The organism is Caproicibacterium sp. NSD3 (genome assembly GCF_053613275.1).
Genome location: NZ_CM132119.1, coordinates 1,315,552 through 1,332,366 on the forward strand (window position 1 = coordinate 1,315,552; position 16,815 = coordinate 1,332,366).

Genomic DNA, 16,815 nt, shown 5'->3' on the forward strand with positions numbered 1-16,815 from the left:
TTGGGAGTGTTCCTCACCAACCGGAAGGAAGAATACCGAACAAATTCAAAATCGCATAAATAGCGGCAGAGCAAAACAGAATGATAATGACGGCCTGAACAGCTTTGCTGCTGTACCAGCCACATTTCCACTGTGGCTCCATGTCGCCGTTTTTGCGGGCACCGTTGAGCATTAAAGCAGGCAAAACTGACATGATCACGCCGCCAAATGTACCTGCAAGATAGATGGCATCTACAAAACTTACAAGGCCACTATAGGCCAAAATAAACGGAGGTAGTACCACACAAATGATGGAAATAAAACGAGTTTTGAAATCATGCTCGCTCTTACACTTGAACATATCGACAATATTCGTAAGCATTGAACCGCCGACTGCCCAATAAGAGGTCATCATGGCACACAGTGCAAACAGGTTTGCAACATAGAAAGCCCAGGTTCCGAGTGCCTGACCCCATGCCAAAGTAGCAACCTGAGTTACATTGTCAGGACCAGTGAGGGAAATAACTGCCAACGGGACCAGAGCCAGCAAAATACCGGTAATGACCATGCCGACCGTAACAGCCTTGGGAAGCTTACTTGCGTCATGGCGCAAACCGCGGGCAAGTTCGGGGACCGCATACTGTGCGATGTAACTGAAAATAACAACGTTAAATACTGGCACTGCATAAGTCCAGTTGGTATAAATTGCCTGACTGACATTTGATTTGCTGGAAAGAAATGAACAAAGGATTAGAACCAGAATTAAAACGATCATTCCGGTACTCACGAATTTTTCTGCAATACCGGTAGCCTTAAGGCCAAACCATACGACGATTACAGCGGGAATCGTAAAGATCAGGCTTCCTACTGTATTGGATACGCCCAGAAGCTGACTTAAAATATTGCCGGATCCCTGCGTATAGGCGATCATGCATCCGATGGAGTTCGCGCAGACGGAGATAAATGCCAGCACAGCACCGGCTGTTCCGACATAGCGGCGCGCAAGGCCCGGCAATTGCATTGGTTTTTTGGTGCGCAGGGTAGTCTCAGCTACATAGAGCATCGACGCCGTAGTGCAGACGCCAGCTACAATCAGCCACAAAAGCAGGATCGGCCATCCGGCCTTGCGCGTGGAATAAGCGAGTCCCAGAATTCCGGAACCGATATTCGCGCCGACAATAATCATGGCAGCTTCCCAAAAGGTTAGTTTTTTGACTGACAATGCGCCTTCTTCAGTAGCAACCGTCTTTTTTTCTTCGTTCATAAAATTTCCCCTCCTTTTTGATCTTCCGGTGAGAATCTGCAGCTTCTCTTCGGTCGACACTCATATTTTATAATCGGATCGTCTTTTTTTCAATTCGATATATAAACAAAAAAATAATGCTTTTTAATATAAACTACACAAAGACTTAATTATTGTTACATAATTCATTTATTTAAAATATTTTTTGCTATTTTTTTCTTTTTTAAAATATTTGAATTTATATAAAATAAATTATTCATATAATGCACAAAAACAAAATCACAAATTTCTTTTTTAAACTCTTAGTTTAATATATTGCCTAAATTATTTAATAACAATTTGTAGATATTGACTTTCATTATATTGATTTACGAAAGGTTGTCAACCAAACTTCTCAAAGACTTTATCAAATAAACCAAAGTCTTTCTTAAATAAATAAAAATGGTTAATTTTTCTTTTTTGGCTCTTGTACTTTTTGTAAAAAGAGCGTCGAAATTTGCCCAATCATATAAATCGAATTGTCTAATAGTTGAAAGCATATAAAATTAAGCCCACCTGTTTTACAGGTGGGCTTAAAAAAATCCCCGCTGATTTAAAGTCAGCGGGGAGATAAAATATTAACTTAAAAAAAGAACCGGGCAGCCAAGCTGGCAGCCCGGAAGTAGTCTGGTGCACCATCAGGGACTCGAACCCGGGACACCCTGATTAAGAGTCAGGTGCTCTACCAACTGAGCTAATGGTGCATAAAACATGCACAATTTGTACACTGAAAACTGAATAAAGGTAAGTAGAAGAGAGAAAGAGCGCGAACCAAAGAAGGTTAATGGTCAAGCCCTCGACCTATTAGTACTGCCAAGCTACATACGTTACCGTACTTACACACGCAGCCTATCAACCTTGTAGTCTACAAGGGGTCTTACTGACTTACGCCATGGGATATCTAATCTTGGAGTCGGCTTCACGCTTAGATGCTTTCAGCGTTTATCCGATCCGCACATAGTTGCCCAGCTGTGCCATTGGCATGACAACTGGTGCGCCAGCGGTGCGTCCATCCCGGTCCTCTCGTACTAAGGACAGCTCTCCGCAAATATCCTGCGCCCACGACAGATAGGGACCGAACTGTCTCACGACGTTCTGAACCCAGCTCGCGTACCACTTTAATCGGCGAACAGCCGAACCCTTGGGACCGAATACAGCCCCAGGATGTGATGAGCCGACATCGAGGTGCCAAACCTCCCCGTCGATGTGGACTCTTGGGGGAGATCAGCCTGTTATCCCCAGGGTAGCTTTTATCCGTTGAGCGACGGCAATTCCACTCTCATACCGCCGGATCACTAACTCCAACTTTCGTTACTGCTCGGACTGTCATCCTCGCAGTTAGGCTCGCTTTTGCGTTTACACTCAAGAGCACGGTTTCCGTCCGTGCTGAGCGAACCTTTGAGCGCCTCCGTTACTCTTTTGGAGGCGACCGCCCCAGTCAAACTGCCCGTCTAACAATGTCCCCCGGCCGGATTCACGGCCGCAGGTTAGAATTTCAGCAACTTAAGGGTGGTATCCCAAGGTTGACTCCGCTCCGGCTAGCGCCGGGGTTTCCAAGTCTCCCACCTATCCTGTACATAAATTACCGAAACCCAATATTAAACTACAGTAAAGCTCCATGGGGTCTTTCCGTCTTGTCGCGGGTAACCGGCATCTTCACCGGTACTACAATTTCGCCGGGCGGGTAATTGAGACAGTGCCCAGATCGTTACACCTTTCGTGCGGGTCGGAACTTACCCGACAAGGAATTTCGCTACCTTAGGACCGTTATAGTTACGGCCGCCGTTTACTGGGGCTTCAATTCAATGCTTGCACATCTCCTCTTAACCTTCCAGCACCGGGCAGGTGTCAGCTCCTATACGTCATCTTACGATTTGGCAGAAACCTGTGTTTTTGCTAAACAGTCGCCTGGGCCTATTCACTGTGGCCACATCTCTGTGGCGTCCCTTATTCCGAAGTTACGGGACCAATTTGCCGAGTTCCTTAACTACCCTTCTCCCGTTGGCCTTAGAATTCTCTTCCTGTCTACCTGTGTCGGTTTGCGGTACGGGCGCCTAAGATATACAATAAGCTTTTCTCGCCCTCGTCTAAGCATGCTTCCCTACTCTAATTTCGGTCCCTTACGCCCGGGTCAACCAACGCCCGGGTCATGCCCTTTCAAGGTGTCACTTATCTTAAATCTTTTGGCGGCTACGGAATATCCACCGTATGTGCATCGGCTACGCCTTTCGGCCTCACCTTAGCTCCCGGCTTACTTGGAGCGGACGAACCTTCCTCCAAAAACCTTAGACTTTCGGCCAATATGATTCTCACACATTTCGCGCTACTCATTCCGGCATTCTCACTTCTATACAGTCCACCATCGCTTCCGCTATGATTTCACTCCGTATAGAACGCTCTCCTACCATGCATTGCTGCATCCCAAGCTTCGGTACACGATTTAGCCCCGTTAAATTTTCGGCGCAGGGTCACTCGACCAGTGAGCTATTACGCACTCTTTTAATGTATGGCTGCTTCTGAGCCAACATCCTGGTTGTCTGTGCAACCCCACATCCTTTTCCACTTAACCGTGTTTTGGGACCTTAGCTGTGGGTCTGGGCTGTTTCCCTTTTGACAATGAAACTTATCTCACACTGTCTGACTCCCGTACATCAATTATCCGGCATTCTGAGTTTGATAGGTTTTGGTAACCTTTCGGTCCCTAGACCATTCAGTGCTTTACCTCCGGTAATCTAATACAAGGCTAGCCCTAAAGCTATTTCGGAGAGAACCAGCTATCTCCGGGTTCGATTGGAATTTCTCCGCTACCCACACCTCATCCGCTACCATTTCAACGGGAGTCGGTTCGGTCCTCCATGGAGTTTTACCTCCACTTCAACCTGGACATGGGTAGGTCACCCGGTTTCGGGTCGAATATAACTGACTTCTTGCGCCCTATTCAGACTTGCTCTCGCTACGGCTCCAGACCTGAAGTCCTTAACCTTGCCAGTCACATTCACTCGCCGGACCATTCTACAAAAGGTACCCGATCACCCATTGACGGGCTTTCGGTGCTTGTAAGCACAAGGTTTCAGGTTCTATTTCACTCCCCTTCCGGGGTCCTTTTCACCTTTCCTTCACAGTACTCTTCACTATCGGTCACTGGGTAGTATTTAGGCTTGGAGGGTGGTCCCCCCATATTCCCACCGGATTTCTCGTGTCCGGCGGTACTCTGGATACAGCTTGGTGTTTCACCTTTTTACTTACGCGGCTCTCACGCTCTATGGCCAGCCTTCCCAGGCTGTTCTGTTAAAGTTCCACATCCATTATGCTGTCCGAACCCCAAAGGGATTTCTCCCTTCGGTTTGGCCTCTTCCGCGTTCGCTCGCCACTACTAGCGGAATCTCATTTGATGTCTATTCCTCGCCCTACTTAGATGTTTCAGTTCAGGCGGTTCCCCTCCTGACGCTATGAATTTACGTCAGGATGACTGGACATGTCTCCAGTCGGATTGCTCCATTCGGATATTTCCGGATCAATGCCTACTTACGGCTCCCCGAAACTTTTCGCAGTTTGTTACGTCCTTCATCGGCTCCCAGTGCCAAGGCATTCCCCTTGCGCTCTTTGTAGCTTGACCATGTGTTCTTCTTTAGTTCTCAGCTGGTGATGATTTCTCATCACCACTTAATGAAATTGTAGATTTGATAATAATTTCTAACAATGATTTTACTCATTGTTGCGTTCAATATCTGCTTCTACTTCTTTATTCAGTTTTCAATGTACAACTTACACCTTTCGGTGCTGGTGGGCTTAAGTGGACTCGAACCACCGACCTCACGCTTATCAGGCGTGCGCTCTAACCGGCTGAGCTATAAGCCCATGTTTCCGGCTTCCGGTTCTCACCGTCTGCCCATCTTTTCTTTTGGCTCCCTTTTGGAGCCTGGTGGAGATAAACGGGATCGAACCGTTGACCTCCTGCTTGCAAAGCAGGCGCTCTCCCAGCTGAGCTATACCCCCATAACTGGTGGCTGTTACCCTTCCACCTGATTGAAGTCCTTTTGCAAGGCCTTCAAAATTAAACAACGATTAGAGACTTAGGAAACCTGACCTTGGAATGTCGTCGAATGCTTCCATCCGACTGTTCTCCATAGAAAGGAGGTGATCCAGCCGCACCTTCCGATACGGCTACCTTGTTACGACTTCACCCCAGTCGCCAATCCTACCTTCGGCAGCGTCCTCATTGCTGTTAGACTACTGACTTCGGGTATTACCGGCTCCCATGGTGTGACGGGCGGTGTGTACAAGGCCCGGGAACGTATTCACCGCGGCATTCTGATCCGCGATTACTAGCAATTCCATCTTCATGTAGGCGAGTTTCAGCCTACAATCCGAACTGAGACCGTTTTTAGAGTTTTGCTCCACCTCGCGGGCTTGCTTCTCTCTGTTAACGACCATTGTAGTACGTGTGTAGCCCAGGTCATAAGGGGCATGATGATTTGACGTCGTCCCCACCTTCCTCCGTTTTGTCAACGGCAGTCCTGCTAGAGTGCTCTTTCGTAGCAACTAACAGTAAGGGTTGCGCTCGTTGCGGGACTTAACCCAACATCTCACGACACGAGCTGACGACAACCATGCACCACCTGTCTTACCGTTCCCCGAAGGGCACGCCCTAATCTCTTAGGGTTTCGATAGATGTCAAGACCTGGTAAGGTTCTTCGCGTTGCTTCGAATTAAACCACATACTCCACTGCTTGTGCGGGCCCCCGTCAATTCCTTTGAGTTTCAACCTTGCGGTCGTACTCCCCAGGTGGATTACTTATTGTGTTAACTCCGGCACGGAAGGGGTCAGACCCCCCACACCTAGTAATCATCGTTTACGGCATGGACTACCAGGGTATCTAATCCTGTTTGCTACCCATGCTTTCGTGCTTCAGCGTCAGTTAAAGCCCAGTAGGCCGCCTTCGCCACTGGTGTTCCTCCCGATCTCTACGCATTTCACCGCTACACCGGGAATTCCACCTACCTCTACTTCACTCAAGTCCCACAGTTTCAATTGCAGGCTATGGGTTAAGCCCATAGTTTTCACAACTGACTTGCAGAACCGCCTACGCACCCTTTACACCCAGTAAATCCGGACAACGCTTGCTCCCTACGTATTACCGCGGCTGCTGGCACGTAGTTAGCCGGAGCTTCCTCTTTAGTTACCGTCATTATCTTCACTAAAGACAGAAGTTTACGATCCGAAGACCTTCTTCCTTCACGCGGCGTTGCTGCATCAGGGTTTCCCCCATTGTGCAATATCCCCCACTGCTGCCTCCCGTAGGAGTCTGGGCCGTGTCTCAGTCCCAATGTGGCCGTTCAACCTCTCAGTCCGGCTACCGATCGTCGCCATGGTGGGCTGTTATCTCACCATCTAGCTAATCGGACGCGAGTCCATCTTTCAGCAGATTGCTCCTTTGATCTCTTCTCCATGTGAAGAAGAGATGTTATGCGGTATTAGCGTCCGTTTCCAGACGTTATCCCCCTCTGAAAGGCAGGTTACTCACGCGTTACTCACCCGTCCGCCACTAAACTTATTGGATTCCATCCGAAAACTTCATCCTCTAAGTTTCGTTCGACTTGCATGTGTTAGGCACGCCGCCAGCGTTCGTCCTGAGCCAGGATCAAACTCTCTAAAATATTTTATCAAAACGCTTACGCGCTCTAATCGTATTTCAGAGCTTTCTTATAGCTCATTTCGAAACACTTGCGTGTTTCTTTTAATTTGTCCGTTTTTTACGAGTTTTTCTTCTCGTTCCGTTCCAATTCCTCTCGGAATTTTTCCGGGTCCCTTTGTCTCTTTTCGTTGTTTAATTTTCAAGGTCCTGCGCCGCTCGTTTCTCGCGAGTCAGCTTTACTATAATACCAAACCTACCTCCCTTTGTCAACCCCTTTTTTCACCTTTTTTCACCTTTTTTTGATTTATCTAAACTTTTGCGAAAACATTCAATCATTTCTCCAGTTAAACTCAGCTTTGCCATGTCTTCCGGCAATTCGCTGCGTTTTACCCACGTGCCTACCGACAGTTCACTTTCCTGCAGCGTGATTTCATCTTTTCCATCAAGGTCACAGAAAAATCCCATTAACAAAGTATCGGTGAATACCCATGGCTGTGATTTATAAAATCTTAAATTTTTAACTTTCACCCCTACTTCTTCAAAGACCTCTCGGTGGACTGTCTCCTCAATGGATTCTCCAATTTCATTAAAGCCTGCAATCAGTGCATACTTTTTAAATGAGCGCCCCGCGTATTTTGTCAGAAGAAGACGATCTCCATCGCAAACGGCAACTATAACCGCCGGACAGATCTTCGGATATAGGATCTTCCCGCATGAAGGGCAAACCAGAGCCCGTTCCTCTTCGCTGTCCTGCAGCTTTTCCCCACAAGCACCACAATATTGATTATCTAGATACCATCTATTCAAGCTTCCGGCAACAGCACAGGGAAATAGAGCTTCCATAGGACGAAATTCCCGGTACTGTGCAGTAGAATAATAGTCATACCCCTTCGGCGGAGCAATTTCACCTTCCTTTAGCATGGAATACCATGTATCATCGATCGAAAATAGAGAGCGACAATGCTCCGGAGCAATCTGTGAAAAATCTTTGATATGCGGTAAGGTCAACTGACAATCAGAAACCTTTAAGAGAACCTGATTTCTTCGAAAAATAAAAACAACATCGTCCTCTTCTGCAGGGCGCAGCTCAAATGAATTATGATAAATATGTGGTAAAATATCCTGTAACACTGAAAATCCTCCTCATTTTCTCTATTCTTAATCATTCCATATGTCATGCAGATCATTTTTATAAAAATGATCTGCTTTTTAAGATCCCTGATAGTCAAGCTGCAAGCTGATTCCATGCATTGCTTCAAAAGGAATATAACGAACATTGTTGTAATGGATCTGTTTCTCTGAAGGCAACAAAAAATTTGCTGTCTCTACCCATTTCTCAAATTGGTAAGGCCCCCCGAAAAAAGTGCTTTTAATTCCGTTTGAAAATCGATGGAAGGGTCGATATAAAAGGCCAAATTTGTATTTCCGGAAAGCATTGCTTCCTTTAAAGCTTTTATAATCCCTTCTGAATCCGAATCGTCGGTTCTATTAATATGGATACCCCGCGCAACAAAATAATTATCTTCCGTTGCCATACAGGCGGGCATTTCAAAATTTCCGTCTTCTTCTCCATTGATAGGACTGATTGTATGATCCTTCTGAATCACTTTGTCTGTTACATTAAAAGCATCATAGGCACGAATGCTGTTATTGTCTATCCAAGTAGGATCAAAATGATACCAGTTTCCATCAAGTTCAACCAAATTCCAAGCGTGAGGACTGCCCTTAGAGGTGCCATAGATGATCCTGCAAGGGATTTTCACATAAGCGCATAGCAATTCCATGGCCCGCGCATACCCATCGCAGACTGCTTTCCCGTCAAGGAGTGCTCCAATCGCAGTATAAGCCCGCCATTTGCTCTCGTCCTTTTCGGCTTCAAAATCATATTCGCATCGATCGGAAAGTGCATTGAAGACTGCAATCTCCCGGTCAAGGTCACTACTGTTCTCAGATACATTGGCAAGGGCTCCATCAATAACCTGTTTTAGCTGCTGTGAATTTTGAGTGCTTTCTTCCGGAGAAAGGTATGAAAACAATTGTACAGAAGTGTTGCCTCCGAAATACCGATATTGATAAACGGTGCTTATCCAAAAGTATTCCGGATGATCGTTTCGCATCGCCCTTACACTTTCCCGAATCTGTGCAGCGGAAAGAGATTGCGAAACAGTGACTTCCTGAATTGAATAAGTTCCGTCGGACTGCTGCTGAGCAGAAATCTTCGACACTGCCGACAAAAGCTGATCATAAAGGGTTCGGCAATCATCATCAGGCAAATTTTCATAATCGCTTTTTTGCTCGATTTTTGAATCTTCCTGTGCCTGTGGATTGCTCTCCGACATCGTCTGGGTCTGCTGATACTGACTCTGAGAATCCCACGGAAAATCATGAAAGCTGCAACCGGACAATATCATGCAAAAACAAAGTAAGCCTGCCAAAACCCGAATTTTTTTCATGGATGTTCCCTTTCCATCAGTCATTGTCGATAAAAATTTCTCCAGTTATTGCGTGTCTGCCGATAACCGGATTCCCCTTTTAAATGATGATAAAAATCACTGCCGAAGAAAAGGACTACATTTAAAAGTGCCATCAAAATTGCTATTCGAGTTGAAAAAGTTCCGCTTATAAAAGAAAACGCATAAAAAATGACGTCGAGAATTGCAAGATATTTTACTTGAATCGGCAGGACGAAAAAGACAAGAATCTGAAAATTCGGATAGATCGCTGCAAACGCCAGGAACATAGAAAAATTCAGATAATCATTGACTGCATATCCCGTCAAAAAGCCGGAAATGATTGCTCCCAAAGCACCAATCAGATAGAATAAATTAAAGCGGAAACTACCCCATTCCTGCTCCAATCCATTGCCAATCAGGCAATAAAAATACAGGCTGAATAAAATCCAGATAGGAGAGTTATTCGGCGGAAGAATCAAAAAAGTGATTGCTCTCCAAATCTGTCCGGAAAAGATCAAAGAACGGTTAAAAGAAAGCAGCTGATAAACCGCCCCTCTGGTCAGCAGATTTGCGAAGTAAACAATCAGCATCACGGCAGAAATTCCGTACATCAAGTGCGAAATCGCATGTCTCCCGAATTTTCGATCCAATTTATCAATCCAGTTCATTTAGTCACTCTCCTAAAAATGAGATTATGCTTTTTATTATAATCGATTTTTTGCTCAAATTTATGGATTTTTCTTTAAATTTAACAATTAAAAAAGGCCGACGCCAAAACGTCGGCCTAAAATGATCTTATGGTCTCGGAGAATATTCCTGTTCACAATAAATGCAGCGATACCGTCTTGCTTTAGGATCACAAAGCTGAAATACCTGATCGATTTCTTCTTCAATCGTTGTAATGCAGCGAGGATTTTTGCATTTAATTACATTTTTCAGATACTGAGGAAGTGTCATTGTTTTCTTCTCAATGATTTTTCCATTCTCAATAAAATCGACTGTGATATTCGGATCAACGAATCCCAAAACATCAAGATCAATCTTAACGTTGCCCTCAATCTTAATAATATCTTTCCGCCCATATTTTGTACTGCGTGCATTTTTAATCACCGCAACACAGCAATCCATTTGTTCCAGATGAAGGAGTTCATAAATGCGCATACTTTCTCCGGCAGGAATATGATCAATGACAATTCCAGTCTGCAAAGAATCAATATTCAGCATGGCTTTTCCACCCCCAAAAGTTTCATCATCAGAGCCATTCGTACATAAACACCATTCTGTACCTGATCAAAATAAGCGGCGCGTGGGTCATCGTCTACTTCCAAGGAAATCTCATTCACACGCGGCAATGGATGCAGAATATACATATCCGGTTTTGCATTGCGAAGCTTGTCCTCAGTCAGGATATAAGTATCTTTTAAACGAACATAATCCGCTTCGTTGAAAAAACGTTCCTTCTGCACACGGGTCATATAAAGCAAGTCAAGTTCCCCCATGGCGAGCTCCAAATTGCTGACTTCTTTATAGGAAATCCTTTTTGGCTTTAAAACTTCCTCGAGAATATAGCTTGGTACGCGCAGCTCCTCCGGCGAAATCAACACAAAACTGATTCCTTCATACCGGGAAAGCGATTTAATCAAGGAGTGAACCGTTCTGCCAAACTTTAGATCCCCGCAAAGTCCAATCGTCAAATGAGAAAGGCGCCCTTTTTTCTGCCGGATTGTCATCAGATCTGCCAAAGTCTGAGTCGGATGCTGATGCCCTCCGTCTCCGGCATTGATCACCGGTATTTTGGAATAGAGGGATGCCCTTAACGGCGCACCTTCTTTGGGGTGCCTCATCGCACAAATATCCGCATAACAGGAAACGACGCGAATGGTATCTGCCACACTTTCTCCCTTTGAAGCAGAGGAAGAATCAGCGGTGGCGAATCCCATCACGCTGCCGCCCATATTGAGCATAGCGGCTTCAAAACTCAGGCGTGTGCGTGTACTTGGCTCATAAAAAAGCGTCGCAAGTTTTTTACCGTCACAGACATGGCGATAGTGTTTCGGGTCCTTTGCAATATCATCTGCCAAATCCAAAATAGAATCGATTTCTTTGATAGACAAATCGAGCGGATCAATTAGGCTTCTCATAAACTTCCTCCTTCAGAAACTGGGCGGCATGCCCTTTGCAGCCATTCACGTTCTTCTTTTTCAAGAAGAGGAGACAACTTTTCATAGACTGTTTTATGATATTGATTCAAATATTTCTTTTCTTCCCGCGTCATCACCTCCAAGCAGAGCGGAGCTGTATCAATCGGAAACAGTGTAAGCGGACGGAACCCATAAAAGTCACCATATTCTGTATTTTTCCAAAAAACGACCTCCAGCATATTTTCAATCCGGATTCCAAATTTTTCGTCCTTATAAATGCCGGGTTCATCTGTAATCGTCATCCCAACTTTAAGCGGAATCGGGCTGCCCGGACAAAAATTCTGCGGTCCTTCATGGACTCCGCCATAATATCCGACTCCATGTCCTGTTCCGCAGCGATAATCCTGCCCGACTTTCCAGACTTGTTCCCTTGAAAGCGCATCCAGCGCTCCTCCGGTCGTTCCTTCCGGAAAGCGCGCCATAGCAAGACTAATATGGGCTTTCAATACAAATGTATAGCTCTCGCGTTCCTCTTCCGTAAGAGGTCCCATCGAAAATGTTCTGGTCACATCGGTCGTGCCGGTCAAGAATTGTCCGCCGGAATCAATCAGCAAAAATCCATGCGGTTCTATCATAGAATATTTTTCTTTTGTAGGCTCGTAATGCATCATTGCTGCATTTTTCCCGAAAGCTGCAATCGTTGCAAAGCTCTCGCCGCGATTTTCCGGCAGCGCAGCACGAAGTGCTTTCAATTTTTCGCAGACATCGTATTCCCCTGTAGGCGTCCCTTTTTTCATGCGATCAGATAGCCATACGGCAAATTTGGTCAGAGCAATGCCGTCCCATAAATGTGCAGTGCGTAAATTAGAAATCTCTGTTTCGTTCTTAACGCCTTTTAGATTCATAATCACATCGGACCCATAAACAACAGTGACCGTTGGATTTTGAATCAGCAGGCGCACGCAAGTCCAGCAAATATTAGGAAGGCTCACGAGAAACTTGCAGCCACCAAAATCCTGCTGCAAGTTTTCCTGCAAAACGCCATACGGGCGAACTTCGATGTTATTCTCCTCAAGGGAAGCTCGCGCTTCTTTAGACAGCCTGTCCTTTTCTACGTAAAGGATTGCATCCTCTTCCGTAACCAAAAGGTAAGATAGGAAAAAGGGATTGTAGTCAATATCGCTGCCGCGCAGGTTTGTTCCCCACGCGGTATCCTCCAACAAGCTGTAAAGCTGTGCCTGCACTCCTAATTCTTTGAGATGTTTCCGAATTAATTTTATTTTATCTTTCGCGGGCTGTCCTGAAAAGGAATCCGCCAAAGTCACAATCGTCGAATTGGGCAGAGCTGGGCGTCCTTCTTTCCAGATCCGTGATATCAAATCAAGATCAACCAGTTCCGCATCTACTTTTTTCAGCGCATTTTCAATCACGAATGCTGTTCTGGCTGGACAAACCATTCCATCTACAGCTGCTCTGCCTGCCGGAATTTTAGCAGCGAGAAAGGCCGAAATCGTGGGAACTCCTTTGACGCCCATCCGATAAAGTTTAATATGACTGCCGGAAAGTTCGGACTGAGCCTGCAGAAAATACCGCCCATCCGTCCACAATCCGGCCTCTTCTTTCGTCACAACTAAAGTCCCTGCACTCCCGGTAAAACCGGTAAGCCAGCTTCTCGCCTGCCAGCACATTGGTGGATATTCACTCAAATGAGGATCGCTGGTGGGGACGATCACCGCATCCACTTTGTATCGATCCATCTCCCGACGCAAAGCCTGAATTTTTTCCCGAACTGTCAATCTAACGCGCCGCCTTTCTGCTGCAGACCAATTTTTCAGTAGAGATCTACAGCTATTTCTAATTATTTTATCGAATCCATATGGGAAAGTCAATCAAACAAAGTCATATTTGACAATGCAATCTTGTCGAAATCCCAAAATCATGATACAATTTTCCTTATAAAAACAAGGAGAGGTGATTCTCTTTTGGAAAAATCCATTCTTTCTAAAATTGATGAAAATATTTTTTCTTTTCTTCCGCAGCAAAAGCGCTACAATTCCAGAGACTATCCTGAAGACTTTGAGCAATGCAAAGAATGGCTTACACCGGCTGCAGAACAGCTTTCCGGCAGCGACAATGCTTTTCAGGAGGCTTTTGCCAAAGAACTGCTTGACTGCTATTTCTCCTATTTTCAGGAAATCGGTCTCAAGCTGAAGGGGATTTCGTTTTATGACCGCCGCTTTTGGATTGGGATGTATGTTCTGCCCGCTTTGCAAAGCTTTGGGCCAGAAAGCATCTCTGCCGCCAATCATTTTATCCAGCTTTGGAATGAGGCTCAGCCCAAAAACAAAATGGGCCTGGTCACTTACGAAGCAATCATAGGCGGATTTGATCGGGGCTTATACTCCATTTTCTTCCGCAAGAAAAAATAAGGAGGCATTTTTTTGGAACAGGAACGAATCAAGCAGCAGCTCCATTTTCTGCTGGAAACCGACAAGATGAAAAACATTCTCCGTAGAACCGTTTTAACAGATCAAAGCCGTCGTGAAACGGATGCAGAGCACAGTTGGCACCTTTCACTGATGGCTATGGTCCTTTATGAATATGCATGTCCGCATGTTGGTCTCGACCGTGCAGTCAAGATGTGCCTTATCCACGATTTAATTGAAATCTACGCCGGTGATACTTTTGCTTATGATGTTGCCGGAAACCAAACAAAAGCAGTGCGGGAATCCGAAGCTGCAGACAAATTATACATTCAGCTTCCATCCGATCAAGGGCCTCAGATGCGAGCTCTTTGGGAAGAATTTGATGCAATGGAAACGCCGGACGCACAATATGCCGCTGCCTGTGACCGTCTGCAGCCATTTTTGAACAACGTTGCTACTGACGGATACACTTGGAAGCTCGGGCGTGTCACACGTTCTCAGGTATATGAGCGAATGGATATGGTACGCATTGGTATGCCGCCCTTATGGCCATTTGTTGTTGAAGAAATAGAAAATGCTGTTAAAAATCATGAACTGCTCCCAGAATAAAAACATTCTCTATGAAACATGGATTTTCAAGATCAAAACTTCCTCAAAAAAGCACCGAAGCTTTTAAAACGCTTCGGTGCTTTTTGATTATTCTTTATTTAACGAGGTTCTTAATTTCTTCTGCAAAATTCTCATTGCGTTTTTCGAGACCCTCGCCTTTTTCATAACGGACAAATTCTTTAATTGTAATCTTTCCGCCAAGCTCTTTTGCAACCTGCTCTGTGTATTTCTGAATAGAAAGGCTGCTGTCTTTGACATAAACCTGATCGACAAGGCAAATTTCCTTGAGAGTCTTGTTGACCTTTCCGGTCACCATTTTCTCAATCACATTTGCGGGCTTTCCGGAAGCTGCTGCCTGCTCACTTGCAATTTTCTTTTCATGCTCAACAACATCTTTAGGAACAGAATTACGATCTAAGAACTGCGGATTCATTGCCGCAATCTGCATGCCCACATTATGTGCATACTCCTTAAATTCATCCTTTGCGGCAATTGCTGGATCAGTATCAAAGCCGACCAAAACTGCAATCTTTCCACCTGCGTGAATATAATCAGCAGTTACGCCTTCTATGCGCTGAAAACGGCGAATCTTAAGATTCTCACCGATTTTATAAATCTTTTCTTTGAGCTCTTCATCGACTGTAATCTTTTTGCCAAAAGCCTTACATTTAAGCAGAGCATCTAAATCTGCCGGATTCTCATTGAGAATTGTCTTGGCACAGATCTCAACGAACTCTTGGAAAGAAGCATTCTTCGCAACAAAATCCGTCTCTGCATTTACTTCGAGAATCACGCCGGCCTTGTCATCAGAAACAGCGTATGCAACACCTTCTGCGGCAATTCTCCCAGCCTTTTTTGTAGCGGCAGCCAGTCCCTTTTCACGCAGAAAATCCAGCGCCTTGTCCATATCTCCATCGGATGCGGTAAGTGCCTTTTTACAATCCATCATTCCGCAGCCGGTCTTTTCACGGAGCTCTTTTACATCCTTTGCGGTAAAAGCCATTGATGATACCTCCGAATCTTTATTATATTTGTTTATCATTTTATTATATAGTAATTAGCAGTTAATCTTTAATTACTCTGCGTCTTTGCCTTCTTCAACTTTTTCCTGCTCTTCTGCAGCGCCCTGCTGGCCTTCATGGCCTTCAATGACAGCGTTTGCCATTGTTGCAGAAATCAGCTTAACAGCACGAATTGCATCATCGTTGCCCGGAATCACATAGTCAATTTCATCAGGGTCGCAGTTGGTATCAACGATTGCAACAATCGGAATATGGAGTTTGCGTGCTTCAGAAACAGCAATGCGTTCCTTGCGGGGGTCGACAATAAAGAGCGCTCCAGGCAGAGCCTTCATATCTTTAATGCCACCGAGGAATTTCTCCAATTTTTCGATTTCCAGCTTCAGTTTAACAACTTCCTTCTTCGGGAGCAGATCAAAGGTGCCGTCCTCTTCCATTGCTTGGAGCTGACGGAGACGATCGATACGACGACGAATGGTGCGGAAGTTTGTGAGCATGCCGCCAAGCCACCGAGCGTTTACATAGTAAGCGCCAGCGCGTTCAGCTTCTTCTTTTACAGACTCTTGAGCCTGTTTCTTTGTGCCGACAAACAGAACGCTCTTGCCATCCGCGGAAATATCACGGACAAAGTTATAGGCTTCTTCCAACTTTTTAACGGTCTTCTGGAGATCAATAATGTAGATTCCATTGCGCTCCGTAAAAATATAAGGAGCCATCTTCGGGTTCCAGCGACGGGTCTGATGTCCAAAATGGACACCTGCTTCAAGCAGTTGTTTCATAGATACGACTGACATTCTTTTTTCCTCCTTGGTTTTTCCACCGCCGGCCCTTTTGCATGACGCAGAACCCAAAATTTGGGCACCAGTTCGTCACAGGCACGGCGTGCGTTTTTTATAACTGCGCAGATTCGCGCTAAAGTATTATAGCACAGCAAAGTCTTCAGTACAAGCTTTTTTTCCCTGTTTCTTTTCTTTTATGTGAAAACAAAGACCGGTGTTCCGGCAGCACCGGCAGGTCACAATCCACTAAAATAGTATCGCTGCCGATCACTGTGATTCTATTCCATGGAATGATCTGATCTTCTTCTCTTCCGAAAAGGCCAAAAAAGCGCAAACGCCCATATACCACCAATGAAAGAATATTGGCTGTCTCTGTATCAATTTCCACATCGTTCACACATCCCAGTCTCATTCCATTACGAATATTGATTACTTCTTTTCTCCGCATATCGAAAACACGGCAGGTCATAAAAACACCCCCTGTACACCAA

At 45.3% G+C, this 16,815-nt stretch carries 12 protein-coding genes, 3 tRNA genes and 2 rRNA genes; 2 read left to right on the forward strand and 15 right to left on the reverse strand.

From position 1 onward, the window contains the following. Positions 1 to 13: 13 nt before the first annotated feature. From ACVS9P_RS06540 to ACVS9P_RS06595, 12 genes are all read right to left on the reverse strand, one after another. Positions 14 to 1,243: an aromatic amino acid transport family protein gene (locus tag ACVS9P_RS06540; protein WP_452102789.1), complete on the reverse strand. Its 1,230-nt coding sequence runs from the start codon at positions 1,241 to 1,243 to the stop codon at positions 14 to 16. A gap of 646 nt (positions 1,244 to 1,889) precedes the next feature. Next, positions 1,890 to 1,965, reverse strand: a tRNA-Lys gene (locus ACVS9P_RS06545). An 80-nt stretch (positions 1,966 to 2,045) separates the two neighbouring features. Beyond that, positions 2,046 to 4,877: ribosomal RNA gene (locus ACVS9P_RS06550) — 23S ribosomal RNA — on the reverse strand. Between the two features lie 165 nt (positions 4,878 to 5,042). After that, positions 5,043 to 5,119, reverse strand: a tRNA-Ile gene (locus ACVS9P_RS06555). A 62-nt stretch (positions 5,120 to 5,181) separates the two neighbouring features. Continuing rightward, a tRNA-Ala gene (locus tag ACVS9P_RS06560) sits at positions 5,182 to 5,257 on the reverse strand. Positions 5,258 to 5,391: 134 nt separating this feature from the next. Then, positions 5,392 to 6,919, reverse strand: a 16S ribosomal RNA gene (locus ACVS9P_RS06565). The 16S and 23S rRNA genes sit together here with 3 tRNA genes alongside, the layout of an rRNA operon. A gap of 257 nt (positions 6,920 to 7,176) precedes the next feature. Beyond that, positions 7,177 to 8,028 (reverse strand): NAD(+) diphosphatase, encoded by an 852-nt coding sequence (gene nudC / locus ACVS9P_RS06570; protein ID WP_452102790.1) that lies wholly within the window; start codon positions 8,026 to 8,028, stop codon positions 7,177 to 7,179. Positions 8,029 to 8,222: 194 nt separating this feature from the next. Further along, on the reverse strand, positions 8,223 to 9,350 hold the full coding sequence (locus ACVS9P_RS06575; RefSeq protein WP_452102791.1) for a transglutaminase domain-containing protein: 1,128 nt from the start codon (positions 9,348 to 9,350) through the stop codon (positions 8,223 to 8,225). A 20-nt stretch (positions 9,351 to 9,370) separates the two neighbouring features. Then, entirely contained in the window at positions 9,371 to 10,018 is a 648-nt protein-coding gene (locus ACVS9P_RS06580; protein ID WP_452102792.1) for a hypothetical protein, read from the reverse strand. Positions 10,019 to 10,145: 127 nt separating this feature from the next. Then, positions 10,146 to 10,574 carry an aspartate carbamoyltransferase regulatory subunit gene (locus tag ACVS9P_RS06585; protein WP_452102793.1) on the reverse strand — a complete coding sequence of 143 codons (429 nt, stop codon included), beginning with the start codon at positions 10,572 to 10,574 and terminating at the stop codon, positions 10,146 to 10,148. Next, positions 10,568 to 11,491, reverse strand: coding sequence for an aspartate carbamoyltransferase (pyrB, locus tag ACVS9P_RS06590; protein WP_452102794.1), 924 nt, complete (start codon positions 11,489 to 11,491; stop codon positions 10,568 to 10,570). Before pyrB ends, ACVS9P_RS06585 begins: the two co-directional genes overlap by 7 nt. Beyond that, positions 11,488 to 13,287 carry a M24 family metallopeptidase gene (locus ACVS9P_RS06595; RefSeq protein ID WP_452102795.1) on the reverse strand — a complete coding sequence of 600 codons (1,800 nt, stop codon included), beginning with the start codon at positions 13,285 to 13,287 and terminating at the stop codon, positions 11,488 to 11,490. Before ACVS9P_RS06595 ends, pyrB begins: the two co-directional genes overlap by 4 nt. Positions 13,288 to 13,473: 186 nt before the next feature. On the opposite strand from ACVS9P_RS06595, the gene ACVS9P_RS06600 reads away from it, so the two are divergent. After that, positions 13,474 to 13,920, forward strand: coding sequence for a hypothetical protein (locus ACVS9P_RS06600; protein WP_452102796.1), 447 nt, complete (start codon positions 13,474 to 13,476; stop codon positions 13,918 to 13,920). Between the two features lie 12 nt (positions 13,921 to 13,932). Then, positions 13,933 to 14,526, forward strand: coding sequence for an HD domain-containing protein (locus tag ACVS9P_RS06605; protein ID WP_452102797.1), 594 nt, complete (start codon positions 13,933 to 13,935; stop codon positions 14,524 to 14,526). 94 nt (positions 14,527 to 14,620) lie between these two features. Here the strand turns inward: ACVS9P_RS06605 and tsf are convergent, their stop codons facing one another. The 3 genes from tsf to ACVS9P_RS06620 all read right to left on the reverse strand — a co-directional run bounded on the left by tsf (position 14,621) and on the right by ACVS9P_RS06620 (position 16,793). Continuing rightward, positions 14,621 to 15,529: a translation elongation factor Ts gene (gene tsf, locus ACVS9P_RS06610; RefSeq protein WP_452102798.1), complete on the reverse strand. Its 909-nt coding sequence runs from the start codon at positions 15,527 to 15,529 to the stop codon at positions 14,621 to 14,623. Positions 15,530 to 15,601: 72 nt separating this feature from the next. Beyond that, positions 15,602 to 16,339, reverse strand: coding sequence for a 30S ribosomal protein S2 (rpsB, locus tag ACVS9P_RS06615; RefSeq protein ID WP_452102799.1), 738 nt, complete (start codon positions 16,337 to 16,339; stop codon positions 15,602 to 15,604). A gap of 145 nt (positions 16,340 to 16,484) precedes the next feature. Continuing rightward, positions 16,485 to 16,793 carry a YlmC/YmxH family sporulation protein gene (locus tag ACVS9P_RS06620; RefSeq protein WP_266161132.1) on the reverse strand — a complete coding sequence of 103 codons (309 nt, stop codon included), beginning with the start codon at positions 16,791 to 16,793 and terminating at the stop codon, positions 16,485 to 16,487. Positions 16,794 to 16,815: the final 22 nt, after the last annotated feature.